Here is a 26,338-nt window from a genome sequence, read left to right as displayed (position 1 = left end):
GGCACGCGAGAAAGGGTCCCGGGCATCGTGCCCGGGACCCTTGGCGGAGGTCGCGCCGCTCAGACGCTCACGCCGTCGCGGGCCGCGCGCAATCCCTCGACGTCGATCTTGACCATCTGCAGCATCGCCTGCATCACCCGTTGGGCGGCCTCGGGTTCGGACTGCTCGAGGAACTCGCTGAGTTGTACCGGCACGATCTGCCAGGACATGCCGAACTTGTCCTTGAGCCAGCCGCACTGCACCTCCGCGCCGCCGTCGGCGGTGAGAGCGTCCCAGTACCGGTCGACCTCGGCCTGATCGGCGCAGTTGACGTAGAACGAGACGGCGTCGTTGAACTTGTCGTGCGGCCCACCGTTGATCGCCATGAATTGCAGGCCGGCGAGTTCGAACGTGGCGGACAGCAGGGTGCCCTCCGGCATCGGTGTGCCCGGCCCGTATCGCGACTCCGAGATCAACGTGAAATCGTCGAAAATTCCCGCGTAGAACGCGATGGCTTCCTCGGCGTTCGTCTCGTACCAGAGCGCCGGAGTGATCTTCTGGGACATGGTCGTTTCCTCTCGGTAGGTGCAGGCAGAGCGCCATCACCGAAGTAGTCGGAGCCGTTCCCCGCTGTTCGACATTGTCTCGCAAAGAAGTCTCGCAAGGAATTCCACAGGCCAGGCTCGGTGTGCATAACTTCGCGCCGCGCCACTCGGTTCCTGTTAGCGTTGTGCCAGCTCAGGGGTGGTCACGGGGGTGGAGTGAGCGATATTCTGCAGGCCGACAGCGATGGGCTGCGTGCCCTCGCCGGCACGCTCGACGAATGTGCGACGGCAGTCGAGGCCATCACGATCGAGACTGCGGTGGTGATGCCGGGATCGCCGATCTGCGCCGTGCCGATCACCGCGGCGGTGCGCGAGGCCTACCGCCGCACCGGCAACCGGTTGGAGTGTCTCGTGGTCGTCTGCCGATCGAATGCCACCGAATACGATTCGGCGGACATCGAATTCGCTCGCCGGTTGCGTGGCGGCCCATGCGAACTGCCGGCATGACAATTACCCGGGTGCGGCGCAGTACACCCCGGTCGATGGTCGAGTACGCGCATTCCTTGTGTATCGCCAACCGGACTTTCACCGACCGCGTCGAGTGCGCACACCGGGCGGTGGACGATGCGCTGCTCGGTTGGCGCGGTGCTGCGGCGAGCGCGGCGCAGGCGCGGGCGCAATCGGAGCGGCGGTCCGCCGGTCGCGTCGCAGCGGCGGTGCTGGCGATTTCCGACGAATTCGCCACGTACGGCGCCGAACTCGACGGCTATCGCGAGGCACTGCTGCGGATCGTCGACGTCGAGGCGCCGATCGCGGGAATGATGGTGGCCGACGACGGCGCGGTCATTGCGATACGTGGTCCCTTCGACTCGGGCACGCCGCGGGCTGGATCCGAACTTGATTCCCGCGCAGCGTTTTTCGCGTCCCGGATCGCCGAACAGCTGGCGCGGTTCGAGGCCGCCGAGCAACGCGCCGCTCGGCAGATCGCCATCGCGGTAGCGGAACTCGCAACCGCCCCGCCCGAGCGTCTGGGCGCGGCGGTACACGCGATCGTCGACGGCCGGGCCGAACTGCCCCGCGATCCAACGGAACTGCATCAGCTGTGGACCGGGCTGACTCCCGATGAGAAGGACGCGCTGTACGCGCACGACAACTACCTGGGTAACCGTGACGGGCTGCCGGCTGCGGATCGGGACCGTTACAACGGGATCAAGCTCGGTGACGAGCTGACCCGCGCCCGTGCGGGCGAACCGGCGCTCGCCGCGCGGCTGGCGGATCTGCAGGCCGTGCACGACACCCTCGCGCTGGACCCGAACCGGATGCTGCTGCTCCTCGACACCGCGTCGGGTGCGCAGACCCATGCTGCAGTCGCCGTGGGCGACCCGGACACCGCCGGCCACGTCTCGGTCACCACACCAGGGTTGAACACCACCGTCGGCGGGTCGCTCGCCGGCATGGTCGACGAAGCCGACCGCCTGAAGCGGGCCGCCGAGTTCGCGCTACGCAGCACCGCCGACCACCGGGCCGAGTCGGTCGCGGCGATCGCCTGGATCGGCTACGACCCGCCGCAGTTGGACGCCGATCTCGTCGCGCAGGAAACCGTCGACGGTGCGCTCGACGCCGCGGGAACGCACAACGCGCGCGCCGGTGCGCCCTATCTGGCGCGGTTCTACGACGGGATCGCCGCCGCGCACGACGGCGGTGACCAGCACCTCGTCGCGATCGGGCACTCGTACGGGTCGCTGGTCACCGGCCTGGCGCTGCTGGAGCCCGGCCCGCACGTGGTCGACGACCTGCTGGTCTATGGCTCGCCGGGCGTGGGAACCGGGCACGGTTTCGGCGACACCGGGTTCGAGGCGCTGCACATCGCGCCCGGCCACGCCTTCGAAATGACCGCGCACGACGACCCGATCGCCCATCTCAACCGGTTCGGCTGGAGCCCGGGCTACCGGTCCGATTTCACCCACCTCGACACCGACGCCACGACCACGCCCGACGGGGTACCCCGGGACGGTGCGACCGGCCACGGCGAGTACCCGCGCAGCGGCGCCAACGGTGAGCTGCGCACGTCGGGATACTACGCGGCGGTCATCCTGGCCGGGCTTCCGGAACTCGCAGTGCGAGGCGACCCGGCGTTGGTCACGGGCCGGGCGGACCTGTTCGAGCTGGTCGAAAGCTGGATTGACCGATGGCAACACCGAGCGTGATCAGCCACAACGACATGCCGCCGACCTGGATGCGCTGCGCCACCCCGAGCGCCCAGTCCGTGTCGAGAATGCTGGACAGACCCATCCACACCGTCGCGACCGCGATGAGGACGAGCAGGACAAGCCCGAGGCTGCCCATCGTCGGCCAGCGCCGGTCACGGCGCGCAGTCAGTGTGAACGAAACCATCGCGACGAAGATCGCGGTCACCGCGATCGTGCTGGTGAGTGCGTGCAGGTGGTGCAGTTGCGGCAGGAGCCCGCTCGGTTCGTCCGGGCACGGATGCGCGGGGGCGGGCACGCAGCCCACCGGCGCCTGGGAGTCGGCGATGGTGGCGCCGCCGAACACCGCGAGCGCCACCCAGCCGACCGTCGAGTACAACTGTCGCGGCGGCAGGCAGACGAGCCCGGCGACCGCGGCGATAAGCGTGCACGACCCGGTGATGACGTCGCCGTACTCGAACCAATCCCGGTACGGCCGGTCCGGAGCTTCGAGCTCGCTGAGGAACGAGTGGATCGGGTCGAGGCCGGTGTCCACGACGAACTCGAGCAGCCACGACGAATAGCAGATTCCGGCAACGACGAGCAGCACACCGATCGCGATGCGAACCGGACGATCAGACATCGCCGCCCTCGGCGATTTCTGTGCAGCCGCCCTCGGTGGGGTCTGTCCGCAAGATCGCCTCCACGCGGTCGGCGGCTTCGAGCACCGACTCATGCTCCCAGACCCGCACCACCCGCCAGCCGTGCTCGACCAGCCTGGCGTCGGTATCGCGATCACGCGCGACGTTGGTGGCGAGCTTGTCTGCCCACCACTGCGCATTGTTCTTCGGGTACGTCGCATGCACCGGGCAGCTGTGCCAGAAGCAGCCGTCCACGTAGACCGCCACCCGCCGGCTGGGAAATACCAGGTCGGCGCGCCGCCGCAGGCCGGCCAGCGGCGCCCGATCGACGAAGAACCGGCGACCGCGGTGGTGCAGCTCGCGGCGCAGCGCCACCTCCGGCGCGGTGTCACGAGTGCGCTGTCGACTCAGCCGCGCGCTGGTGCGCGCGTCGGTGGACGGTCGGCTCATTGCGCCGCTCGCACCGGATCAGTCGTCGGCGGGATCGTCGGCCGGGTCGTCGCCCTCGGGCTCGGACCAGGTGGGCGCGAATCGGTTTCGCCGTTCGACCTCGGCGTGCACGGACGCGACGAACTCGTCGAAAGACAGGGTTTGCGACTCGGGCGGGCGGCCGTTCCGCGGCGGGGACTGCTCGACATCGAAGAAGCGGCACGCACCGTCGGCGTCGTACAGCCCGATGAAAACCTTCTCGAACAGGTCGTACCGGGTGTCCTCCGCACCCAGATCGACCCAGAGCCGGTCGCTGCCACCGAGCACCGGACGCTTTCCGCGGCCGGTGCGCTTGGACAGCGTTGTGACGTGGTGGGCAAAAGACGACTTCCCGACATCGTTGGTTTTGCTCGGATCCCCATCGTCGCATGCGGCATACGGCTCGAACATCACCGCGACGAGCACGCTGTATGGCTGGCGCTGATGCAGCACCATCGCCTCGCTGCGCAGCTCGTGATCGTTGCGCACGATGTTCTTTGTCCAGCGGCCGAGTCTGCCGCTCTTCGGGGAGTAGTCCTGAAAGCTGTAGGTCTTGATCGACACGCACAGGATCAGCCCGAGCGTCGGATCGACGGCCTTGACGTCGAGTCGTTTCCGGCCCTTCGCCACGTCGACCGCCGCCTCCTGACCAGCCCCGCTCGTGGTGGGGGTGATCTCCGGATAGTGCGGGCGCAGCGCGTCGGCGACGGTCTGGGCAAGCTGATTGGACAGCCGCTGGGCGTAGTTCTTCTTCGCGTCGCGATCGGCCTCCGCGATCGGCCGCGCACCGGCGGTGCGCAATGCCCGGGCGAGCGGATAGGCGACGAGCGGACTTTCGAACAACGCCTCGGTGAGCGGGTCAGCGGTCATGCCGCGACCTGCGGAAAGCCGCCCATCCGGTCGAGGTGGTTCTCGACGTCGTCGAGGAAGCCGACCGGGAACCGCAGGCTGCCCGAGCGCGCCCGGCGCAGGAACCCGGCGGTGGCGCGTGCGGAAAGCAGCCGGGACTCGTCGAGGAACCCGGCGAGGTCCTCGTACGGGTCGTGTACCGGCCAGGTGGACAACGGCACTTTGAATGCGCGCCGGTCGCGTCCCCATGCGGCGATCGGCCAGCGTTGGGTGCGGGTCAGCTCGATCGCATCCGAATCCTCGTACGGCAGTGGGTTACTCAGGCGGTGACCCACCCAGGACGCCATTCGCACGCTCACCGCGTTGCCGACCAGCTTCCAGCGGTGCCCGGCGCGCACACCGTGGGCGTCGAGCGCGGGCAGCGTCCAGTCCGGGTCGAAGCCCTGCAATCGCTCCGCGTCGGTGATCCCCGGGGTGACGATTTCGCCGGACGGCAGCCGGACCGCGGGCGGGCTGGCGATGCCGATGGTCGAACCGCCCTTGAGTGTCGGCACGGCGTTGACTGCCCAGCCGAGGCCACGCACCCCCTCGGTCCAGTAGAAGCCGCACGGATGCGCGTCGGGGTCGGCCTCATGGCTCACGCCCGCGTCTTCACCGAACAGCACCGTGCGCGGATCCTCGGTGCGCGACGCGAGCATCAACACCCGCTGCCGCCGCTGGGGCAGGCCGAACGCGCGGGCATCGACGACCCGGTACGCCCAGGTGTAGCCGAGGTCCGACAGTGCGTCGGTGATGTGCCGCATCGCTTCGCCACCACCGAGTTGCAGCATGAACGGAACGTTCTCGATCAGCAGCCAGCGCGGACCGCGGCGCCTGCGGACCAGCCGGAACACCTCGTCCACCAGGCCGGAGCGGGCGCCGCGAATCCCCGCGGTGCGCCCGGCCTGGGACAGGTCCTGGCACGGAAAGCCCGCCGCGACGAGTTCGGTGCCTGCCGGCAGGGCACGCAATCGGGTGACGTCGGGCTGTATCGGGACATCGACGAATCGCGCGCCGAGCACGGCCCGCGCGCCCGGGTCGATCTCACACAGCAGTTCGGTGTGCCAGCCGTGCTCGGTAAGACCGAGTTCGAGCCCGCCGATCCCGGCGAACAACCCGACCATCCGGCCGCCGGTCGCGGCGCGGTGCGCACTCACGCCGGCCGCCCTCCCCACCGACGCCATGGCACCCCTTCGCACTCGTTCGCTTGGGCAGCAACGTTAGCCGAGCCGGCCGACAGCTTTCCGGCATACGACGGCTGTGCCGCAGCCCACATCGAATACACCGATATCGGCCCACCCGTGTGTGCGGCGGAACGTCGTCGCTTACCGTAGACGGGTGAGCAAGCCAGCTTCAGGTACGGCACAAGCCGCGGCCCCGACTGCGTCGGCGTGGCCTCGGATCCTGACGTGGCGCGCCCACGGCGTGCCCCGCATGGAGTCCGTGCGGGTGCAACTGAGCGGAAACAGGATCCGGGCGTCCGGGCGGATCATCGGTGCCGACTGCGCCGAGCACCCGGCCTTCAGTGCGTCCTACGACCTCGCGACCGACGAGGCGGGCACGGTCACGCGCCTGTCGCTGCGCGCGCTCGTCGCGAGCGGTACGCGGCAGAAATCGATCAGCCGCGACGAAGACAGCTACTGGACGGTCGAGGACGGCACCAACTCCCTGCGCTCCACCTTCGGCGGTGCGGTCGAGGTGGACGTGGTGCTCAGCCCGTTCTTCAACACGCTGCCGATCCGTCGTCTCGGACTGCACGCCGAGTCGGTCGACGTGGAAGTCCCGGTTGCCTACGTCAGCCTGCCCGACCTCACAGTGCGGGAAGCCTCGCTCACCTATAGCAGCGGCAGTGACGGCATCAGCGTGATTTCTCCGGTCTCGAGCGCCACCCTGTCGGTCGACAAGCACGGGTTCGTGCTCGACTACCCCGGGCTCGCCGAGCGCATCTGACCAGGGATTACACCGGTCACAGTGAGCGCAGCACGCCGCCGGCGCGACCCGCTTCACGCAACTGCTGAACCCAACCGGGAGCACCCGGCGCGATTCCAGTGATCTCGGTCCGCCCGGTGCCTTCGTACCGCCGTCGCGCGGTGTACCCGACGGACACGAGGTCGACGGTGGAACGCTGTTCTGCGAGCTGAAGGCGCGCCGCGTTCAGTACCTCCAGGGTTTCGTCCAGCGCCGCGAGCAGCGCGTCGGCGTTCGCCTCGCACATCGCGCGGACCAACTCGGGCGCGGTGCCGGCCACCCGGGTGCCGTCGCGGAACGAACCGGCCGCCAAGCTCAGGGCGAGATCACCGCCGGTCGCACCGGCGATGGCCAGCGCCTCCGCGAGCAGATGGGGGAGATGCGAAATTCGGGCGGCGGCGTCGTCGTGCTCGCCCGCCTCGGCCGGGACGACGACGGCGCCGCACTCCAGCGCGAGGCCGGCCACGGCAGCCCACACCTGCGGGTCCGAGTCGTCCTCGGCGCCAACCACCCACACGGCGTTCTCGAACAGTTCCGCGAAGGATGCCGACCAGCCCGATTCCGCGGTGCCCGCCATCGGATGCCCGCCCACATAACGCGCGCCGAGTTCGTGCCTGCGCACCGCGGCGAGCACCGGTGCCTTCACGCTCACCACATCGGTCAGCGGGCAACCCGCAGCGTGCTCCGCGACCGCGCCGAGGATCGCTTCGACGGCGGGCATCGGCACGGCCACCACAATCAGCGCGTCCGTCGCTGCGGCCCTGGCGAGGGCGGCCGCGAGGTCGGTACCGGCGTCGAAACCCTCGGCGCGCGCCGCGTCCACGGCTTCCGATGACCTGTTGTACCCCCAGGCGGTGCGCCCGGCCGCGGTCGCTGCGCGCAGCAGCGACCCACCGATCAGCCCGAGTCCGAGCACGCAGACAGCAGTTTTCGATCGCTCCGACACCCGAACAGATTGGCACAGACTTCGTTAAAGCAGTGTCCACGGACTACCGTTTGCGCCATGGCACAACGCGCGAGCACGAACCAGGTGCCGTCCATCCAGGACGACGACCTCGAGGGTTTCGCAGTCGCCGTGGTCCGCGAGGAGGGCAAGTGGCGCTGCTCCCCGCTGAACCATGGCGCGCTTACCAACCTCGCGACCGCCGAAACCGAGCTACGCGAACTGCGTAGTTCTGGTGCGGTGTTCGGGCTGCTCGACGTCGATGACGAGTTCTTCGTCGTCGTGCGGCCCGCGCCGTCCGGCACCCGATTGTTGCTGTCGGACGCGACCGCGGCGATCGACTACGACATCGCCGCGGACGTGCTCGACGCGTTGAACGTCGAGATTCCCGACATCGACCCGGACGAACTCGACGATGTCGAGCCGTGGGAGGAGGGAGACCTTGGTGTGCTGTCCGATCTCGGTCTGCCCGAACCGGTGCTCAGTGTCATCGTCGCCGAGACCGATCTGTACCCGGACGAGCAGCTCGGCATGATCGCCGGGCGCCTCGGTTTCGCCAACGAGCTGTCCGCGGTGCTCGACAAGCTGCCGCGCTGACCGAGCCGGTGGGCGGCGCGGTTGACGACAGGGCCATCGACGACGAGGCGATGATTCGCGCGGCCTTGTCCGCCGCGCGCACCGCCGGTCCACGAGACGTCCCGATCGGTGCGGTCGTGTTCGATGCGTCCGGTGCCGAACTGGCCAGAGCCGTCAATGCGCGCGAAGCCGACGGCGATCCGACCGCGCACGCCGAAGTCCTCGCCCTGCGTGCGGCGGCGCGTGCGCTCGGCGACGGCTGGCGGCTCGTCGGCACGACGCTCGCAGTGACCGTCGAACCCTGCACGATGTGCGCCGGTGCTGCGGTGCTCGCCCGGGTCGACCGGGTGGTCTTCGGCGCCTGGGAACCCAAGACCGGTGCCGTGGGCTCGCTCTGGGATGTCGTGCGCGACCGCAGACTCAACCACCGGCCCCAAGTACGCGGCGGGATTCTCGCCGACGAATGCAGCGCACTTCTCGAACGCTTCTTCGCAGGCCAGCGCGCCGCAGGCAGTCAGCGGCCAACCGATCGCTGATCGCGACCCTTCCGGGCACGCTCTCGCGCCGAACCGTTTGTAGGTCGCGATTTCGGTTCTGGGCTGGCACTCCGGTAAAGTCACCGGCGGTGGCGTGTCCGAGCGGCCTAAGGAGCACGCCTCGAAAGCGTGTGACGGGTAACCCCCGTCCGAGGGTTCAAATCCCTCCGCCACCGCCAGAGCCCCCCGCCTGTAGTTGCAGGCGGGGGGCTTTTTCCAATTGCGGGCCGTGGCGGCCACGCTGAGTCCAACCAGGTGGCCTGATCGGTGCCTCCGCGAACCTCGACAGTCGCTGACACACGGAAACGGCCTGCCCTCTCAGGGGGGTGAGGGCAGGCCGTGTAGCCGTCAGGTCGACAAATCGGGGGGATGCCGACCGACAGTGGATAGATCTGAAAATCCCGCGTTTCGTTACATCAAAACGGATACTTGTCCGACCACCCGAGCGTCTGGGGACACCACAGCCACGGACGCAGGCGGGGGCTCATCCATTCACGAACAGATTGGTGCCTCAGCGGTCCCGCGTCACTGCCAGCGTCACACCGGTTACCAGCACCCACAGCGGCCCGGTGAGTCCGGCCAGGTACTGCAGCGGCGAGATGCCGAGGCCCGCGGTCAGGACACCGAGCGCGGCCGAAAGCCAACCGAGCCAGGCGGCCTCGGCGTGGTGCCGCAGCGTCGCGACGGCGACCGCGAGCGCGCTCACCCCGGTCGCCGCCCATACCCACGGCAGCGTCCCGACCCAGTGCGCCGCGACCACGGCGAACTCCGGGACGAGCTCCTCGGGCCGGGCGAGACCGAACACGATCTCGGTGGTCAGGCCCGTACCAACGAGAACGACGGCGGTGGTGGCGACCATGCCGAATGCGGCGAGGGCGGGCAGCATGCTGCCGTCGGGCAGTCGGTCGACGAGGTGCCGGTACAGGCCTGCGGCGAAGACGAGCAGGAGCAGTGCCGACAGCGACAGGAGGACGTGCTCCACGATGAGCGCGGTGCGCTGCTCGGCAAGCGCGGACATGATCGCCGTCGCGTCGCCCGCGCGGTCGGTGTCGTACGCCGCGTCGATCGTGCCGCTCACTTGGATCCCGATCACGCCGAGCAGTCCGGCCAAGGCGCCGGCAATCGCCCACGCGCGCTTCGGCGAGGGAACAGCGGTGGCGGGCTCGGCGGGCTCGCCGATATAGCTGGTCACGAATGCCCCTCTCGCTGCTAAGGCTCCTTGGCGTAGTCGGTTCGGAACGTGCCTGCGTTTCACCTGTGGCACAGACTGCGGGCGATAATGAGACGCTTCATCGCGTCGGAGTTCGTTGTGGCAGGGGAAAGGACCGTGTCGGTGCACATCACCGCGAGAGCCGATTGCGCGGTGCGGGCGTTGGCGGAGTTGGCCAGGGAGGGCGGCGCGCCACTGAAGGCCGACGCGCTGGCCAAGGCGGCCGATCTTGCACCCAAGTTCCTCGAGGCGGTGCTCGCCGACCTTCGCCACGGCGGACTGGTGTGCAGTCGGCGCGGACCGGACGGTGGGTACTGGCTGGCCCGCCCGGCATCGGAGATCAGCATCGCCGACGTCATCCGTACTGCCGAGGGTCCGCTCGCATCGGTCCGCGGCGAACGGCCCGAAGACGTGACCTACTCGGGCGCCGCGGTTCCGCTGCAACAGGTTTGGATTGCTGTGCGCGTCAACTTGCGCTCGGTGCTGGAGCAGGTGAGCGTCGCCGATGTCGCGAACGACAGTCTGCCCGCATTCGTGACCGACCTCACGGCCGATCCGGGGGCCTGGCGGCGCAGGGAGCCCGAAGGTGAGTGATCGGCGCCACGCACGCCACCGGCTGTAACGGAACGCACATTTTTGCAGGCCTCTGCAAATTTGCACGGTCCTGCAAGATCGGTACGCTGATGCCTATGACCAGCGCACTCGGACTCCGCGATCGCAAGAAGGCCGCCACGCGCGCGGCCCTCAGCGGTGCGGCGGTTCGGCTGGCCAAGGAGTTCGGTCTCGAATCGGTGACCTCCGAGGCGATCGCTGCGGAAGCGGGTGTCTCGACACGCACCTTTCACAATTACTTCGCCTCCAAGGAGGAGGCGGTACTCCACGAGATCGAACTCGAGATCCAAGGCTGGGTCGAGATGCTGCGTAATCGACCGGCCGATGAGCCGATTTTGGATTCGTTCGAATATATTGCGCACGAGGTCGTTTCGGCTCCACTCGGCGAGCTCGAGGAGATGTGCGCGGTGCCGCGCCTGCTCGAGGAGACGCCGGCATTGATGGCGAAGCACGTGCAGGACAACGTCTCTCGGATGTTCGGTGAGGTCATCGCCGAGCGCACCGGTACGAACATCGACCGTGACCTGTATCCCAATCTCATTCAAGTAGCAGTCGGCGGCACCATGAAGACCGTTTTGGAACTCGCGGTCAGTGGGAATGCCGGTGACCGGTCGCCACAGCAGTTGGTGACCGAAGCTTTTGCGTTGGTCCGGAACGGATTCCCGCAACCCGCGACGTTGATGTCGCACCGGAGCTGATCTTCCGGCCCCGTGTCGTATCCGCTCGACGCCTCGACAGAGGCGAAACCCTTAGGACGAATTGTGGCTACTTATCTGTACCGAATCGGCAGATTCGCCTATCGCAAAAAGGGCGTAGTGCTGTCGATCTGGATCGCGCTGCTCGTGCTCTTCGGTATCGGCGCGGCCACGCTCGCGGGTCCGACCAGTGAATCGTTCTCCATTCCCGGTACACCGGCGCAGCAGGCTCAGGACCTGATGAAGGCGCGGTTCCCGACCGCCGCGGACCCGCTCAATTCGCTCAGTGCGCGCCTGGTTTTCGCGGCGCCGGACGGACAGGCGCTGGATTCGGCGCAGAACCAGGCCGCGATGGACGGCGTGCTGGCGAAGATTCGGGATATCCCGCAGGTGAAGGACGAGGCGCGCAACGCGTTGGTCAACCCGGTGGCGGCGGACTCGACACTTACGGCCACGCTCGCCGGCCGTGCGCTCGAGGACGCGAAAGCGTTGTCGCCGCTCAACGCGGATCACACCGTCGGGTATGTCGACGTGCCGATCACCGGTGACGCCGCCGCCGTCACCGACGAACTCGTCTCCTCGATCGGCGCAGCGGTGCAGTCGGGACGCGACGCGGGTCTGACGGTTGAAGCGAATGGCACCGCCGCCAAGGCGCAGTCCGCGCCGGGGGGCGCCACCGAGCTGGTCGGTATCGGTGTTGCCGCAGTGGTTCTGATGATCACCTTCGGCTCGCTTGTGGCCGCCGGCCTGCCGCTGATCACGGCGATCATCGGCGTCGCCATCGGCAGTATGGGCATCACGATCGCGACCGGATTCTTCCAGCTGAGTGCGATGACGCCGACGCTGGCGATCATGATCGGTCTCGCGGTCGCCATCGACTATTCACTGTTCATCGTCTCGCGCTACCGACATGAGATCACCGTCAACGACGATCGCGCCGAGGCCGCCGGTCGGGCCGTCGGTACCGCGGGATCGGCTGTCGTGTTCGCCGGACTCACCGTCATCATCGCGCTCATCGCGTTGCGGGTGGTCGGCATCCCGTTCCTGTCCGACATGGGCGCGGCCGCGGCCTTCACCGTGCTCATCGCGGTGCTCATCGCGCTCACCCTGCTGCCGGCGATCCTCGGACTGTTCGGCGCCAAGGCGTTCGCGGGCAAAGTGCCGTTCGTGAAGTCACGCGACTTCGAGGCCGCCGATGCCAAGCCGAATGCCGCACAGCGGTATGCGCGCACCGTCACCCGCAAGCCCGCGCTGTTCCTCATCGCGGGAGTGGTGCTGCTCGGCCTGCTCGCCATCCCGGCGATGAAGCTGTCGCTCGCACTGCCCAACGACGCGACCGCGGAGCCGGGCACGAGTTCGCGCCAGGCCTACGACCTGGTCGACGAAGGCTTCGGCCCGGGTAAGAACGCCCCGCTGCTCGTCGTGGTGGACGCGCAGCACGCGACAGTGCCTGCGCAGGAAGCGTTCGGCAAGGTGCTCGAGACCGTCGACGCCCAGTCGGATGTCGCGAACGCACAGATCGTCGGCGTGAACAACGCAGGCGACACCGCCCAGATCATGGTCACCCCGCAGAGTGGGGCCACCTCGGACGAAACCAAGGATCTGGTCCAGAACCTGCGTGACGCCGAAGGCGCGCTGCAGTCGGACTACGCCCTCACCTACGGCGTCACCGGGCAGACCGCGATGGAGATCGACATCTCCAAGACCTTGCAGGACGCCCTGTTGCCGTACCTGCTCGTGGTGGTCGGCCTCGCGTTCCTGCTGCTCATGCTGGTGTTCCGGTCGATCTTGGTGCCGCTCACCGCGACCCTCGGATTCTTGCTCAGCGTCGTCGCGACGTTCGGCGCGACGGTCGCGATCTTCCAGCAGGGTTGGGGCGGCCTGATCGGCAACCCGCAGCCGATCGTGAGCTTCATGCCGATCTTCCTGATCGGTGTGGTGTTCGGGTTGGCGATGGATTATCAGGTGTTCCTGGTCAGCCGGATGCGTGAGGAATACACCCACGGCATGTCCGCCAAGGACGCGGTGGTCTCCGGCTTCGGCCACGGCGCCCGAGTCGTCACGGCCGCGGCAGTGATCATGATTTCGGTGTTCGGGGCGTTCATGGCCGAACCGGACTCGTTCATCAAGGCGATGGGCTTCGCGCTCGCCGCGGCGGTGTTCTTCGACGCGTTCGTGGTGCGGATGGTGATCATCCCGTCGGTGATGGCACTGCTCGGCGACAAGGCCTGGTGGCTGCCGAAGTGGCTGGATCGCATCCTGCCCAACGTCGACGTCGAGGGTGCCAAGCTCGAACAGCGGTACCCGCGCGAAGAGCATCGGGAGCTGGAGCCGGCTAGGTAGTTCGGTCCTTCTGAAGCAGTAGCCTGAGCGCCCACTTTTCGAGTTTCGGCGGAATCCGAACCGCTCGAAAGTGGGCGCTCGGTGCATTTGGCCGGCTGCCGAGCGCATCGACGTCCTGGATCCGGCTACACTGCCAAGCCGACCGGACTTGGGGGGAACCATGGTTGGTTTCGGTGAGTTGCGCGGTGCGACGCCCGCCTCGTGGCAGGCGGCTGCCGACGACATGCTCGCCGCGGCAAAGGAGGCGGAGCAGGCTGCCGCCGCCATTCATGCGAACGGCGCGAGCAAGCTTGCCGACAGCTGGCCCGACGAATTGGGGCAGATGGTCCGTGCCGACCTGATCGCAGTTACGCAGAAACTCGACACCATGGGTGTGCTCCTGCGCGGCGCGACGACGGCGATGGACACGCTGGAAAACGCTGCACGTCTCGCGCAGAAGGAGTTGACCGTAGCGCTCGACTACGCGGCGTCGGTCGGGATCGGTGTCGACGAGAAGGGGACCGCGACGATCCTGCCGGAGTTCGAGGACGATCCGCTCAGCGCCCAGCGGCTGCGGGACGTTTCCGCGATGATCGGTGACGCGTTGGATGCCGCGACAGGTGCGGACGACGAGGGTGTCTCCGCCCTCGGTCGGCTGGCGGTAGACCCGGACATCATCAGCACCGACGATGCCCGCAAGCGGCAGGCGCAGGCCAACCAGGATGCACTCGACATGATCCGCGACGCTTTGCCGGATGGGCAGTCGCCGAAGGCGGTGCGACGGTGGTGGGATGCGCTGACGCCCGAAGAGCGAACCCAATTCAAACGCGCCGTTCCTGTGGAACTCGCCGGTCTCGACGGGATTCCCAAGGACGTCGTCGACGGACTCCGGGGCAATCGCGGGTATGACGCACTCGAGATGGTGCGGTATGCCAAGGAACATTGGGACGACCAATCGATCGATATCTTCGACAACAACTGCGCAAATTTTGTTTCCAATGCGCTGCTCGGTGCGGGTCTCGACGAGAAGGGGACGTTCACCACGGACGATGACGGATGGGGTCGTAGCAAGGCCGGTGACTGGGGCTGGGACCTGGATTGGCCCGGTCCCGGCTCACTCGAAGGCTTGTCGCATACCGACTCATGGACGTACGCCGAGGCGCAGAAGAACTTCCTGCTCGACAACGGTGGTGAGGACGTGGGCGTCGCCAATGCGCGGCCCGGTGACGTCGTCTATTGGGAGCACGCGAATTCCGGTGAGGCGCATCATGCCGCCGTTGTGACGGCCGTTCTGCCCAACGGGGAAGTGCTTTACACCCAACACAGTCCGTCGGCCCAGAACCTGAGTTTGCAGGGACGCCTTCCGATGGGTGAACAGGCCGAGGGTGACCAGAACGTGTTCGTGGTTCGACCGAAGCAGTCATGGTGAGGGGACGAGTCCGATGAGCGCACCGAATGTGGATATCCGGCCCGAAGACGTGGCGGGTAGCGGCGCGGCGGTCACCACGGGTGCGAGCGATGCCAAGGCAGCGGTTGCGGGCCGGTTCGACAGTGGCCAAGCCGCCGCCGATGGCAACCCGGGCTGGCGGACCGGACCGGCGCTCGTCGAATTTATGGCCTCGTTCGAACGAGAGATGAACGACGCGTTGGATTCGCTGAAAACCATGGGGGACAAGATCGTGGTGGCGGCTCAGAACTATGCGGCCGTCGATGGCCGGAACGCCGAGGCGCTGTCTCGGATCGTCACCGCCCTGGACGGCCTGAAATGAGTCGGCGAGAACTGATTCGGCCGGAGATGGCATCTACCCGCCGGCGAGTCGGTCTTTTCGCGGCTGTCGTTGGCGTACTCGCCTTCGGACTGCTCGTCTGGTCGGCGGTCGCCTACGACCGGGTCCTCGAGAACCGATGGCAGCGATTGCTCGACACGCAATGCCAGCCGATGTTGCCGATCCCTGGATCCGCCGACGTGTGGATATGGGTACTTGTCGCCGCGTCGGTAGTGACCCTCATCGCGGTCGTGATCGCACTCTTCACCCTCGGCACAGGCCGGAGATGGCGCTGGGCGGTGTTCGTGATCGGAATCCCGCTGGCGCTGATCGCGCTGTTCTATGTGGTGGTCACGCCTTTGGCGATCACAAATCCGGATCAGAACGCGCGCGCGGATGTGTCCCCGTGCGAGACCGGGCTCTGACCTCTCCCGGGACGAGAACAACGCTTTGCGCGTGTAGGGGGAGGGCAATAGCCACCTTGGGGTCGTAGCCGCACACCCCGCCGGTCGCCGACCATATTGGCAGGTCGAAAGTCGGCCGCGCAGTCGGCGAGATGCCGCGCACCCCCGAGGAGTTCCCATGTCCAGACGTCGGTCGCGAACCAGGATCGCAGCGCTGGCCGCCCTGTCTCTGCTGGCGGCGGGTGCCGGAACCGCATGTAGCGCCGACGAATCCGGCACGGCGCCAGACGGTTTGCAGGCGCCCAATCAGCTGGAGCGGGCCGCCGCACTGATCCGGCCGGCGATCGTATCGCTCGAAATGCACATCACCGGATACGTTTTCGATGAGCAGGGCAATATCTTCAACCAGGGCAACCCGTACGAGATGGAAGCCACCTGCTCGGGATTCGTGGTGAACCCGGACGGCTGGGTGGCCACCGCGGGGCACTGCGTGGATTCCGGTCCCGAAGGGTTCCGTGACGATTTCATCCAGCATGCGGCACTCGAGGCGAGCGCGAGCCGGCCAGGGGTATCGGCCGAGGACTTTTACAATTTCGGCGTAATGAACTGGCGGGTAGAGGGTTTCACCCCCGGTTCCCCGCTCGACGTGCAGATCGGCGTGCATCCGGGTGGAGATCCCAATGCCGCTGCACTGCCGGCCCGGGTGGTCGACTTCCGTCCGCTCGGCAAGGGCGACGTCGCCCTGGTGAAGGTCGACGCGGCCGATATGCCGTCGACCGACCTCGCCACCGATCCGGACGTGCAGGTTGGCGATCAGGTGCTGGCGGTGGGCTACCCGGCCAGCACCGACCTCGTCACCGACCAGTCCGCCGAACCGTCGAACAAGGAAGGTGCGATCAGTTCGAAGAAAACCCAGGGCAGTGTGCCGGTTTACGAGATCAGTGCCGCGGTGTCACCGGGGATGAGTGGCGGACCCACCGTCGACACCGCGGGAAAGGTGCTCGGCGTCAACAGCTTCACCATTGCTGGTGAGTCTCAGCCGTTCAATTTCATCGCACCCAGCTCGGGTCTGACCGAACTGCTCGATCGCAACGGTGTCGATTCCGTACTCGGCCCGGTCGACACGACCTTCCGCGACGGACTCGACGCGCTCTACGCCGGCCGGTACACCGATGCGATCGCCGATTTCGACAAGGTCCTGGCGTTGGCGCCCGAGCACGCCAAGGCGCCCGAGTTGAAAACGGACGCGACCCAACTGCGCGACAAGTACGGCGATTGGGGTGTTCCGAAATCCGACGACCACCTGTGGTACCTGATCGGCGGCGGGGCACTGGCCGCGATGGTGGCAATGGGACTGGCACTGCTCCTGGTGCGCAAGCGCCGGCGCCCCGCGACCGCACCGGCGGCGCCGGATCCGGCCATCACACCGCGGGCCGACGACGAACCGCTGACCATGCTCGCTCCGCCGATGCACGCGGCGTCCCCGGAGCCTGGGCAGGCCGGTGCCGAGTCAACGACCGGGGTGGCGACGCTCGATCGACCGACCGCGCCGTCGAGATACTGCGCGGCGTGCGGAGCCAAGGCTGCGTCGACCGACCGGTTCTGCCGCGGCTGCGGGCACGAGCACTAGACACGTCCGCGACGGCGCGGGAGCCGGTGAACCATCACCGGACTCCCGCGCCGAGCCGTGGGCAATGTCCGGGGAAAGTCGGTCTGCCCTCGCAGGTAGTCTGCGATCACCATGTTGATCAGGCTGCTCCGCACGTATCTCTACCCCTACCGCAAACAGTTGGTGGGGGTTGTTCTGTTGCAGCTCGTCGCTGTGATGGCGTCGCTGTATCTGCCGAGCCTGAACGCCGACATCATCGACAACGGCGTCACCAAGGGCAATATCGGGTACATCTGGAACACCGGGTTGTGGATGCTCGCGGTGTCGTTCGTCCAGATCGTCTGCTCGTCGGCGTCGGTGTTCCTCGGCGCGAAGGCCGCGATGGCCGCCGGCCGGGATGTGCGCGGCGCACTGCTGCACCGGGTCGGCACGTTCTCGGCTCGCGAGGTCGGCTACTTCGGCGCACCGTCGCTGATCACCCGCAACACCAACGACGTGCAGCAGGTGCAGCTGCTCATCGTGATGAGCTGCACGATCCTCGTGATGGCGCCGATCATGTGCGTCGGCGGCATCGTGATGGCCTTGCGCGAGGATCTCGGGCTGTCCTGGATCCTCGTCGTAGCAGTGCCCGCGCTTGGTCTGGCGATGTCGCTCATCATCGCCCGCATGGTGCCCGGTTTCCGGATGATGCAGTCCAAGCTCGACGCGGTCAACCGCGTGCTTCGCGAGCAGATCACCGGTATCCGCGTGGTGCGCGCTTTCGTGCGCGAGCGCGAGGAGGTCTGGCGCTTCGGCGTCGCGAATCACGAACTCACCGACGCCGCGTTGCGGGTGGGCAAGCTTGCGGCGCTGATGTTCCCGACGGTCATGCTGATCAGCAATATCACCAGCGTCGCGGTGATCTGGTTCGGCGGGCACGAGGTGAATTCCGGGACGATGGAAATCGGTTCGCTCACCGCGATGCTCAGCTACATCATGCAGATCCTGATGTCGGTGATGATGGCTTCGTTCCTGGCCATGATGGCGCCCCGCGCGTCGGTCTGTGCCGAGCGCATCGCCGAGGTGCTCGACACCGAGTCCTCGGTGGTGCCGCCCGAACGTCCCGAACCGTTCGTCGACGATCCGGGCCTCGTCGAGTTGCGCGGTGCCGAGTTCAGCTATCCCGGCGCGGATGAGCCGGTGCTCTTCTCGATCGATTTCCGGGCCGAGCCGGGCAAGACCACGGCGATCATCGGTGCCACGGGATCGGGCAAGAGCACGCTGCTGAACTTGATTCCGCGGCTCGTCGACGCGACCTCGGGCGCGGTGTTCGTCGGTGGAACCGATGTCCGCAAGCTCGATCCGGACCTGCTGCGATCGCAGATCGGCATCATCCCGCAGAAGCCGTACCTGTTCTCGGGCACGGTCGCGAGCAACCTGCGCTACGGCAACCCGGACGCCACCGACGACGACCTGTGGCGATGTCTCGACATCGCGCAGGCCGCCGACTTCGTGCGGGAAATGCCGCAAGGCCTGGAGACGCCGGTCGCGCAGGGCGGCACGACCGTATCGGGCGGGCAACGGCAACGGCTCGCCATCGCCCGTGCCCTGGTGAAGAAGCCCAAGGTCTACCTGTTCGATGACTCGTTCTCCGCGCTCGACCTGGCGACCGACGCAAGGCTGCGGCATGCGCTCGCGCCGGTGACGTCGGATGCCTGCGTGATCATCGTCGCGCAGCGCGTTTCCACGATCCGCGAGGCCGATCAGATCGTGGTTCTCGACGACGGTGCGGTGGTGGGGCGCGGTACCCACGACGAGTTGGTCGCGGACTGCCCGACCTACGCCGAGATCGTTGATTCCCAGCTCGCCGCGGAGGATGCCCGATGACCCGCCCAGGGATGGCGCCCGGCGCGATGCCAGGCGCGCCCGGAACCAAGGCGAAGTCGTTCAAGCCGTCCGTGCTGCGGCTGCTGCGGCAGCTGGAGCCCGAGCGGATCTTGGTGGTCCTGATCATGGTGCTCGCCGTGATCAGCGTCGTGCTCACCATCCTCGGCCCGTACCTGCTCGGCAAAGCCACCAATGTGATCTTCGACGGCGTGGTCGGCAACCAGCTGCCGGCGGGAATTTCCAAGGAACAGGCAGTCGACGGCCTCCGCGCCGATGGGCAGAACACACTCGCCGACATGTTGTCGAGCATGGATGTGGTGCCCGGGGTCGGCATTGACTTCGACGAGGTCGGCCGGATCCTGATGATCGCGCTCGCGCTGTATCTGGGCTCGGCAGTGTTCAGCTGGTTGCAGGGTTACCTGCTCAACTTCGTCATCCAGCGCACGATCCGCCGGATCCGCAGCGATGTCGAGGCGAAGATCCACCGGCTGCCGTTGAGCTACTTCGACAAGTCGGCACGCGGTGACGTGCTCAGTCGGGTCACCAACGACGTCGACAACATGTCGACCGGCCTGCAGCAGTCGATCAGCCAGATGCTGATGTCGCTGCTCTCGGTGATCGGCATTCTCGGCATGATGCTGTGGATCTCGCCGCTGCTGGCGCTGATCGCGATCCTGACCGTGCCCGTGGTGATCTTCGCGACCGCGCAGATCGCCAAACGATCCAAGCCGCATTTCATCAACCAGTGGAAGTACACCGGTGGCGTCAACGCGCAGATCGAGGAGGCCTACACCGGGCACGAGCTGATCCAGGCGTTCGGTCGCGGCCCCGAGGTGGAGCGTGCGTTCGACGAACGCAACGACCAGCTCTACGAGGCAAGTTTCCGCGCCCAGTTCATCTCCGGGCTGATCATGCCGACGGTGATGTTCCTCGGCAATATCAACTATGTGCTCGTCGCCGTCGTCGGTGGCCTACGCGTCGCGTCCGGCTCGCTGTCGCTCGGCGAGGTGCAGGCCTTCATCCAGTACTCGCGCCAGTTCACCCAACCGCTCACCCAGATCGCGTCGTTGATCAACCTGTTGCAGTCGGCCGTCGCCTCGGCGGAACGAATCTTCGAGCTGCTCGATGCCGAGGAGCAAACTCCCGACCCGGTTCGCGACTTGCGGTCGGCCGCGGATCTCGGGCGGGTCGAGTTCGACCGGGTGTCGTTCCGGTACATCGCGGAAACGCCGCTCATCGAAGACCTGTCGCTGGTCGCGGAGCCCGGGAACATGGTCGCGATCGTCGGCCCGACCGGGGCGGGCAAGACGACGCTGGTGAACCTGCTGATGCGTTTCTACGAGGTGGATTCGGGCACGATCAGCGTCGACGGTGTGCCGATCGATGCGATGACCCGTGATCATCTGCGTGCCCGCATGGGCATGGTGCTGCAGGACACCTGGCTGTTCGGCGGCACGATCAAGGAGAACATCGCCTACGGCAACCCGCACGCGTCCGAGGCGGAGATCCTCGAAGCCGCGCGGGCGGCCTACGTCGACCGGTTCGTGCACTCGCTGCCCCGGGGCTACGACACGGTGATCGACGAGGAGGGTTCCGGCGTCAGCGCCGGGGAGAAGCAGCTCATCACGATCGCGCGGGCGTTCCTGGCCAAGCCGTCGATCCTGATCCTCGACGAGGCGACGAGCTCGGTGGACACCCGCACCGAACTTCTGGTGCAGCACGCCACCGCGGCGTTGCGCAGCGACCGGACGAGTTTCGTCATTGCCCACCGGCTCTCCACGATCCGGGACGCGCACCTGATTCTCGTCATGGAACGTGGCCGGATCGTCGAGCAGGGCACGCATGCCGAGTTGCTGGAGGCACGCGGCGCGTACCACCGGCTGTACCACGCCCAGTTCGTCGGTGCCGCGGTCGAGGCCTGACGTGGAGCCGGCCCCCGACAGCACTCGATCGCTCGACAGCCGGGCCGACGACCGTCCACAGCTCGGGTTCACCATCGGCGCCCGACTCGACAACCGGCACGGCCGAAGCGGGGTGATTGCCACCCCGCACGGCGAGATCCGCACCCCGGCGTTCATTCCGGTCGGCACCCAGGCGACAGTGAAAGCCGTTCTGCCGGAGACGATTCGCGAGCACGGCGGACAGGCCGTGCTCGCCAACGCCTACCACCTGTATCTGCGGCCCGGGCCCGACATCGTGGACGAAGCGGGCGGGCTCGGTGCGTTCATGAACTGGCCGGGGCCGACCTTCACCGATAGCGGCGGCTTCCAGGTGATGTCGCTCGGCGTCGGGTTCAAGAAGGTCCTCGCGATGGAGTCGGTCGGCGTGCAGAACGACGACGTCATCGCAAAGGGCAAGGAGCGCCTCGCGAAGGTCGACGACGACGGCGTCACGTTCAAGTCGCATCTGGACGGATCCCGGCACCGGTTTACCCCCGAGGTGTCGATGCAGATCCAGCATCACCTCGGCGCCGACATCATCTTCGCCTTCGACGAGCTCACCACCCTGCTCAATACCCGTGCGTACCAAGAACGTTCGGTGCAACGCACACACAAGTGGGCACAGCGCTGCCTCGATGAACACCTCCTCCTCACCCAGGAGCGCACGCACCGGCCCAGGCAGGCGCTGTTCGGGGTGATTCAGGGCGCGCAGTACGAGGATCTGCGTCGCGAAGCGTGTCGCGGGCTTCGCTCGCTCACCGGGCCGGACGGTGAGGGTTTCGCCGGGTACGGCATCGGCGGCGCGTTGGAGAAGCACAACCTCGGCACGATCGTCGAATGGTGCAGTGCCGAACTGCCCGAGGACAAACCGCGCCACATGCTCGGTATCAGCGAACCCGAGGATGTGTTCGTGGCGGTGGAGAACGGTGCGGACACCTTCGACTGCGTCAACCCGTCCCGGGTGGCGCGCAACGCCGCCGTCTACACCCTGGACGGCCGATACAACGTCGATACCAGCCGCTACCGGCGGGATTTCACGCCGATCGACCCGGAGTGCGACTGCTACACCTGTGCGAACTACACGAAGGCGTATTTGCACCATCTGTTCAAGGCCAAGGAAATGCTCGCCTCCACGCTGTGCACGATCCACAACGAGCGATTCACCATCCGGCTCGTCGACGACATCCGGGCAAGCATCGACGGCGATTACTTCGATGAGTTCAAGGAGCAGACCCTCGGCAGGTGGCGTCCCCGTCGTAAGTGACTCAGGTCACACTGCTGCGCGTGTCACATCGTTACCGCTCTCCTCGTCTTCCTTGTGTAACCACCTCGAGCAAGGAGAGATCGATGGAACCTCGAATCGACCTGTTCAACAACGACGTTGCCGGTGCCTTCGTCAAGCGGTTGAACGCCGCCAGCAGGGTGATCGTCGACTCGTCACTGCCGCAGGCGACGGCGCACCTGGTCGAGCTTCGTGCGAGCCAGATCAACGGCTGCGGATTCTGCACCGACATGCACAGCAAGGATGCGACCGCCGCGGGCGAGACCTCGGTGCGGCTCAATCTCGTTGCGGCCTGGCGGGAAGCGACGGTGTTCACCGAGGCCGAGCGTGCCGCGTTGGCACTTGCCGAAGAGGGCACCCGTCTCGCCGATGCCGCCACCGGGGTCAGCGGGGACACCTGGGACCAGGTGCGTAAGCACTACGACGACGAGCAGATAGGCGCGCTCGTCTCACTGCTCGCACTGATCAATGCCTACAACCGACTCAATGTCATCGCGGCGACACCGGCGGGCGGCTACGAGCCGGGTATGTTCGGCTGAATCCGTGTGGCGCGCACGGCGGCTGCCGCGTCGTGCGCGCCCGCTGCGTCGAGTCCGGCGATGACGCCGTCGATGTCGGCCGCGGGCCTGTTCTGGCTGAGCTTGAACTTGGCCTGCACGCGCGTGATTCGGATTTCTACCCCGACGATCGCGCGCAGTTGCCCGGCAATGAATTTGCTGGGCGCGTCGTCCGCCGACCAGGGTGACGGGTTGGCTGCCTCGTGGAGATCGGTGAGGCGGCGGACCAGGCCCGCCACCCACTCGACGTCGTCATGCACGATCAGCTCGCCGTACACGTGCGCGGTGACGTAGTTCCAGGTCGGCACGACGCGACCGTGTTCGAACTTGCTCGGGTACCAACTGGGGGAGACATAGGAGTCGGGCCCCCGCACGATCACCAGCGCCTCGCCGAAGGCCGGTTCCTGCCACTGATCGTTGTTGCGTGCGAGGTGTCCGAGCAGCGTGCCGTGCTCACCCACTTCTGGTTCGAAGATGAACGGCAGCATGGTCGCGACGAGACCCGCTTGGGTCGAGGTGATCAGGTCCGCGGCGCCGTTGTTCGTCAGCAGGTCGGCGACGGCGTCGTCGCCGGGAACGAAATGTGCCGGCAGGTACATCGGGTGCTCCGCGGGTTCGTCGGGCTATGTGTTCCAGACCGAGATGTCGCTGGGCTGCGGCGCGTAGCTCGGCTCGCGCTTCTTGATGTAGGCGATAACCCGGTAGGTGATCGGCATGACGAAAATCTCGACCAGCGTTTTCCAGATGAATCCGACGATCAGGTAGTTGAAGAAGTCGGACCAGGTGCTGATCCCGATGGCACCCGCGGCGATCGAGCAGAAGATGAGGGTGTCGCCGAATTCTCCGACGACCGTCGAGCCGATCAGCCTGGCCCACAGATGCTTCTCGCGGGTGCGCTCCTTGATCAGCACCAGCGTCACGGAGTTGAGTGTCTGCCCGACGAGGTAGCCGGCGAGTCCGGCGAGGACCAGGCGAGGCACCACGCCGAGCACCGTCTCGAACGCGGCCTGGTTCTCGTAGAACGCCGCGGCAGGCAGCTCGGTGGCGAGCCAGAAGCAGAAGGTGCCCAGCAGCAGTGATCCGAACCCGATGTAGATCGCGCGGCGCGTGGCCTTGAAGCCGTATACCTCGCTGAGGACGTCGCCGATCACGTAGGACAGCGGGAACAGGAAGAACGCGCCGTCGGTATTGATCGGCAGGATCTGGAACGGACCGAGCGAGACGTCCGAGTCGGCGAAGAACGCGACCCCCTTGGTCGCGCACACGTTGGAGATGATCAGCGTCGCCGTGAACACGGCGACGAGAATCGGATAGTAGCCGTGCGTGACCCGTGCGAATGCGGCGCGCTCGGTAACTGTCTGCGTCTCTGTCACCCGGCGATTCTAGGCGGCGAACGACCAGGCTTCGCGCGGCAGGTGCGCCGGGTCGAACCCGTCGACCAGTGCGCTAGGGGTTGCGCCGTGCAGCCCGAGGGACCCGGCGAGCCGGGCGAGCACCTGCGCCGGTGCGTGCCCGAGCGCCAGTTGGTCGGCGAGAGTGACCGCTCCGTCGCGTTTGGCGAGGCGCTTGCCCTCGGCGTTGACGACCAGTGGGACGTGCGCGTACTCGGGGACGGGCAACTCGAGCAACTCGGCGAGATAGGCCTGCCGCGGAGTGGAGGGCAGCAGATCGTCGCCGCGCACCACCTGGTCGATGCCTTGGTCCGCGTCGTCGACGACCACGGTGAGGTTGTAGGCGGGGACGCCATCACCGCGTTGCAGCACGAGGTCGTCGACGAGCCCGGTGAACTTGCCATGCAGCCGGTCGCGCACGGTGAACTCCTGGACCTCGGCGCGCAGCCGCAGTGCGGGCGGGCGACCTTGGGCCCGGCGTTCGGCACGCGCGGCGCGGGTCAGCTGGCGGCACGTCCCCGGGTAGGCGCCCAGCGGTGCGTGCGGTGCGGACGCCGCCTGCTGGATCTCGCGCCGCGTGCAGAAGCACTCGTACACGAGGCCAGCGGCCCGCAGTCGCGATACCACCTCGTGGTAGCGGTCGAGGCGGTCGCGTTGATGGCTGACGGTGCCGTCCCAATCGAGGCCGAGCGCCGCCAAGTCCGCGAGTTGGCGCTGTTCGGCACCGGAACGGACCCGGTCGAGGTCGTCTACCCGGATCAGGAAGCGCCGACCCGAGGACCGGGCGAACAGCCAGGCCAGCAGGGCGGTGCGCAGGTTGCCGAGGTGCAAGTCGCCGGACGGGCTGGGAGCGAAGCGACCGGCACCGGCACCGGCACCGGCGTCCGCAGTCGTCATGGCGCGATTGTGCCCTGCCATTCGTTGCCGCCGCGGTCGCGGGCCGAGGGAGTTGACAGGTCGTGTGCCTGCCGTCACAATCGAAAAAGTGACATGACTGTCACGTCATAAACTTTTCAGAGGAGTTTTGATGTCTGCGTCCATTCCCGACATGCGCGAACTCGGCACCAACGTGCGGAACTGGGGACGTTGGGGTGCCGATGACGAACGCGGCACCACGAACCTGATCACGGCCGAGCGCATCGCCGCGGCAGGCCGGCTGATCCGGACCGGTGAGGTATTCGAGCTGGGTATCCCGCTCGACTCCGACGGCCCCCAGCCGGGTGGCGCCCGGATCAACCCGATCCGGTTGATGGCGGAGAACGGACAGGAGCAGGTGCTGCCCGGTGGCTTCAAGTGGGCCGACGACTACGTGTTCATGCCGCTGCAGGCCGGGTCGCAGTACGACTCGCTGGCGCACGTGCACTACGACGAGCAGCTCTACAACGGTCACCCGGGTGACGGCGTGACGGTCAAGGGAGCGGACAAGTGCGGTATCCACACCCAGGCCAAGGGCATCGCCGGCCGTGGCGTGCTGCTCGACATCGCTCGGCACCGTGGCGTCGACTGGCTGCAGGCCGGCGAAGCGATCGGACCCGACGAGCTCGACGCCGTCGCCGCCGCGCAGGGCGTGGAGGTCGGCGCCGGTGACATCCTGCTCTTCCGGACCGGTTGGCGCGCAAAGTTCCTCGCGGAGAAGGATCCGGCCGCGTACATGGCGGGCGAGCCCGGTCTGAGCCTGGCCACCGCACAGTGGCTGCGCGATCGGGATGTGGCGGTCGTGGGTTCGGACAACTGGGCGGTCGAGGTGATGCCCGGCGAGAACCCGGGTGCGCTGTTCGAACTGCACATGGTCCTCATCCGGGACATGGGCATGACGCTCGCCGAGATGCTCGACTTCGAGGATCTCGCCGTGGCGTGTGCTGCGGACGGCAAGTACGACTTCTTCTACGCGGGCCCGCCGCTGCAGTTCACGCGCGGTGTGGGATCCCCGATCAATCCGCTCGCGATTCGCTGA

At 67.0% G+C, this 26,338-nt stretch carries 27 protein-coding genes and 1 tRNA gene; 18 read left to right on the top strand and 10 right to left on the bottom strand.

From position 1 onward, the window contains the following. Window positions 1-59 precede the first annotated feature (59 nt). Window positions 60-545, bottom strand: coding sequence for a VOC family protein (locus tag OG921_RS02855; protein ID WP_266110817.1), 486 nt, complete (start codon window positions 543-545; stop codon window positions 60-62). A gap of 195 nt (window positions 546-740) precedes the next feature. Between OG921_RS02855 and OG921_RS02850 the strand changes: the two genes are divergently transcribed. Beyond that, window positions 741-1,031, top strand: coding sequence for a hypothetical protein (locus OG921_RS02850; RefSeq protein WP_266110816.1), 291 nt, complete (start codon window positions 741-743; stop codon window positions 1,029-1,031). Next, window positions 1,028-2,731 (top strand): alpha/beta hydrolase, encoded by a 1,704-nt coding sequence (locus tag OG921_RS02845; RefSeq protein WP_266110815.1) that lies wholly within the window; start codon window positions 1,028-1,030, stop codon window positions 2,729-2,731. Before OG921_RS02850 ends, OG921_RS02845 begins: the two co-directional genes overlap by 4 nt. Here OG921_RS02845 and OG921_RS02840 read toward each other — a convergent pair. Genes OG921_RS02840 through OG921_RS02825 form a run of 4 tightly spaced genes read right to left on the bottom strand, consistent with a single transcriptional unit; the run spans window position 2,664 to window position 5,831 of the window. Beyond that, window positions 2,664-3,353, bottom strand: a complete 690-nt coding sequence (locus tag OG921_RS02840; RefSeq protein WP_266110814.1) for a DUF998 domain-containing protein — start codon at window positions 3,351-3,353, stop codon at window positions 2,664-2,666. The genes OG921_RS02845 and OG921_RS02840 overlap by 68 nt on opposite strands. Continuing rightward, window positions 3,346-3,801: a very short patch repair endonuclease gene (locus tag OG921_RS02835; RefSeq protein ID WP_266110813.1), complete on the bottom strand. Its 456-nt coding sequence runs from the start codon at window positions 3,799-3,801 to the stop codon at window positions 3,346-3,348. Before OG921_RS02835 ends, OG921_RS02840 begins: the two co-directional genes overlap by 8 nt. An 18-nt stretch (window positions 3,802-3,819) precedes the next feature. Further along, window positions 3,820-4,689 carry a hypothetical protein gene (locus tag OG921_RS02830; RefSeq protein ID WP_266110812.1) on the bottom strand — a complete coding sequence of 290 codons (870 nt, stop codon included), beginning with the start codon at window positions 4,687-4,689 and terminating at the stop codon, window positions 3,820-3,822. Continuing rightward, entirely contained in the window at window positions 4,686-5,831 is a 1,146-nt protein-coding gene (locus OG921_RS02825; protein WP_266111040.1) for a DNA cytosine methyltransferase, read from the bottom strand. The genes OG921_RS02830 and OG921_RS02825 overlap by 4 nt, the downstream gene beginning before the upstream one ends. Window positions 5,832-6,045: 214 nt before the next feature. Between OG921_RS02825 and OG921_RS02820 the strand changes: the two genes are divergently transcribed. Next, a complete protein-coding gene (locus OG921_RS02820) occupies window positions 6,046-6,657 on the top strand; it encodes a putative glycolipid-binding domain-containing protein (RefSeq protein WP_266110811.1) in 612 nt (203 codons plus the stop codon). A 16-nt stretch (window positions 6,658-6,673) separates the two neighbouring features. Here OG921_RS02820 and OG921_RS02815 read toward each other — a convergent pair whose 3' ends face one another. Beyond that, window positions 6,674-7,621 carry a prephenate dehydrogenase gene (locus OG921_RS02815; RefSeq protein ID WP_266110809.1) on the bottom strand — a complete coding sequence of 316 codons (948 nt, stop codon included), beginning with the start codon at window positions 7,619-7,621 and terminating at the stop codon, window positions 6,674-6,676. A 57-nt stretch (window positions 7,622-7,678) separates the two neighbouring features. Between OG921_RS02815 and OG921_RS02810 the strand changes: the two genes are divergently transcribed. The 3 genes from OG921_RS02810 to OG921_RS02800 all read left to right on the top strand — a co-directional run bounded on the left by OG921_RS02810 (window position 7,679) and on the right by OG921_RS02800 (window position 8,909). Next, window positions 7,679-8,215 carry a tRNA adenosine deaminase-associated protein gene (locus OG921_RS02810; protein WP_266110808.1) on the top strand — a complete coding sequence of 179 codons (537 nt, stop codon included), beginning with the start codon at window positions 7,679-7,681 and terminating at the stop codon, window positions 8,213-8,215. Between the two features lie 50 nt (window positions 8,216-8,265). Continuing rightward, window positions 8,266-8,730, top strand: coding sequence for a nucleoside deaminase (locus OG921_RS02805; protein ID WP_266111039.1), 465 nt, complete (start codon window positions 8,266-8,268; stop codon window positions 8,728-8,730). A gap of 88 nt (window positions 8,731-8,818) precedes the next feature. Next, a tRNA-Ser gene (locus OG921_RS02800) sits at window positions 8,819-8,909 on the top strand. 332 nt (window positions 8,910-9,241) lie between these two features. Here the strand turns inward: OG921_RS02800 and OG921_RS02795 are convergent. Then, complete coding sequence (locus OG921_RS02795) at window positions 9,242-9,922, bottom strand: hypothetical protein (RefSeq protein WP_266110807.1); 681 nt, start codon at window positions 9,920-9,922, stop codon at window positions 9,242-9,244. A 141-nt stretch (window positions 9,923-10,063) separates the two neighbouring features. Here OG921_RS02795 and OG921_RS02790 point away from each other — a divergent pair, with 141 nt between their 5' ends. The 11 genes from OG921_RS02790 to OG921_RS02740 all read left to right on the top strand — a co-directional run bounded on the left by OG921_RS02790 (window position 10,064) and on the right by OG921_RS02740 (window position 22,975). After that, window positions 10,064-10,534 carry an Rrf2 family transcriptional regulator gene (locus OG921_RS02790; protein WP_266111038.1) on the top strand — a complete coding sequence of 157 codons (471 nt, stop codon included), beginning with the start codon at window positions 10,064-10,066 and terminating at the stop codon, window positions 10,532-10,534. Between the two features lie 95 nt (window positions 10,535-10,629). Further along, window positions 10,630-11,250, top strand: coding sequence for a TetR/AcrR family transcriptional regulator (locus OG921_RS02785; protein ID WP_266110806.1), 621 nt, complete (start codon window positions 10,630-10,632; stop codon window positions 11,248-11,250). A gap of 63 nt (window positions 11,251-11,313) precedes the next feature. Beyond that, the gene (locus OG921_RS02780; RefSeq protein ID WP_266110805.1) at window positions 11,314-13,590 is read left to right on the top strand and encodes an MMPL family transporter; all 2,277 of its coding nucleotides are present in this window, start codon (window positions 11,314-11,316) and stop codon (window positions 13,588-13,590) included. Window positions 13,591-13,750: 160 nt separating this feature from the next. Continuing rightward, the gene (locus tag OG921_RS02775; RefSeq protein WP_266110804.1) at window positions 13,751-14,998 is read left to right on the top strand and encodes an amidase domain-containing protein; all 1,248 of its coding nucleotides are present in this window, start codon (window positions 13,751-13,753) and stop codon (window positions 14,996-14,998) included. Between the two features lie 13 nt (window positions 14,999-15,011). Beyond that, window positions 15,012-15,338, top strand: coding sequence for a type VII secretion target (locus OG921_RS02770; RefSeq protein ID WP_266110803.1), 327 nt, complete (start codon window positions 15,012-15,014; stop codon window positions 15,336-15,338). A gap of 26 nt (window positions 15,339-15,364) precedes the next feature. Next, window positions 15,365-15,760: a hypothetical protein gene (locus tag OG921_RS02765; protein ID WP_266110802.1), complete on the top strand. Its 396-nt coding sequence runs from the start codon at window positions 15,365-15,367 to the stop codon at window positions 15,758-15,760. A 157-nt stretch (window positions 15,761-15,917) separates the two neighbouring features. Further along, the gene (locus tag OG921_RS02760) at window positions 15,918-17,369 is read left to right on the top strand and encodes a trypsin-like peptidase domain-containing protein (protein WP_266110801.1); all 1,452 of its coding nucleotides are present in this window, start codon (window positions 15,918-15,920) and stop codon (window positions 17,367-17,369) included. A 111-nt stretch (window positions 17,370-17,480) separates the two neighbouring features. Next, a complete protein-coding gene (locus OG921_RS02755) occupies window positions 17,481-19,214 on the top strand; it encodes an ABC transporter ATP-binding protein (RefSeq protein WP_266110800.1) in 1,734 nt (577 codons plus the stop codon). Further along, complete coding sequence (locus OG921_RS02750) at window positions 19,211-21,136, top strand: ABC transporter ATP-binding protein (protein ID WP_266110799.1); 1,926 nt, start codon at window positions 19,211-19,213, stop codon at window positions 21,134-21,136. Before OG921_RS02755 ends, OG921_RS02750 begins: the two co-directional genes overlap by 4 nt. Window positions 21,137-21,209: 73 nt before the next feature. Then, window positions 21,210-22,418: a tRNA guanosine(34) transglycosylase Tgt gene (gene tgt / locus OG921_RS02745; RefSeq protein WP_266111037.1), complete on the top strand. Its 1,209-nt coding sequence runs from the start codon at window positions 21,210-21,212 to the stop codon at window positions 22,416-22,418. An 83-nt stretch (window positions 22,419-22,501) separates the two neighbouring features. Next, complete coding sequence (locus tag OG921_RS02740; RefSeq protein ID WP_266110797.1) at window positions 22,502-22,975, top strand: carboxymuconolactone decarboxylase family protein; 474 nt, start codon at window positions 22,502-22,504, stop codon at window positions 22,973-22,975. Here OG921_RS02740 and OG921_RS02735 read toward each other — a convergent pair. Genes OG921_RS02735 through gluQRS form a run of 3 tightly spaced genes read right to left on the bottom strand, consistent with a single transcriptional unit; the run spans window position 22,951 to window position 25,281 of the window. Next, window positions 22,951-23,592 carry an FMN-binding negative transcriptional regulator gene (locus tag OG921_RS02735; RefSeq protein ID WP_266110796.1) on the bottom strand — a complete coding sequence of 214 codons (642 nt, stop codon included), beginning with the start codon at window positions 23,590-23,592 and terminating at the stop codon, window positions 22,951-22,953. The two genes, OG921_RS02740 and OG921_RS02735, sit on opposite strands and share 25 nt — an antisense overlap. Window positions 23,593-23,616: 24 nt before the next feature. Continuing rightward, window positions 23,617-24,366, bottom strand: a complete 750-nt coding sequence (locus OG921_RS02730; RefSeq protein ID WP_266110795.1) for a queuosine precursor transporter — start codon at window positions 24,364-24,366, stop codon at window positions 23,617-23,619. Between the two features lie 9 nt (window positions 24,367-24,375). Further along, the gene (gene gluQRS / locus OG921_RS02725; protein ID WP_266110794.1) at window positions 24,376-25,281 is read right to left on the bottom strand and encodes a tRNA glutamyl-Q(34) synthetase GluQRS; all 906 of its coding nucleotides are present in this window, start codon (window positions 25,279-25,281) and stop codon (window positions 24,376-24,378) included. Window positions 25,282-25,411: 130 nt separating this feature from the next. On the opposite strand from gluQRS, the gene OG921_RS02720 reads away from it, so the two are divergent. Next, entirely contained in the window at window positions 25,412-26,338 is a 927-nt protein-coding gene (locus OG921_RS02720; RefSeq protein WP_266110793.1) for a cyclase family protein, read from the top strand.

The organism is Aldersonia sp. NBC_00410 (assembly GCF_026342035.1).
In the GTDB taxonomy this organism is placed as follows: domain Bacteria; phylum Actinomycetota; class Actinomycetes; order Mycobacteriales; family Mycobacteriaceae; genus Aldersonia.
Note: the sequence above shows the minus strand (reverse complement) of the source record. Positions and strands in the feature narration are given on the sequence as shown.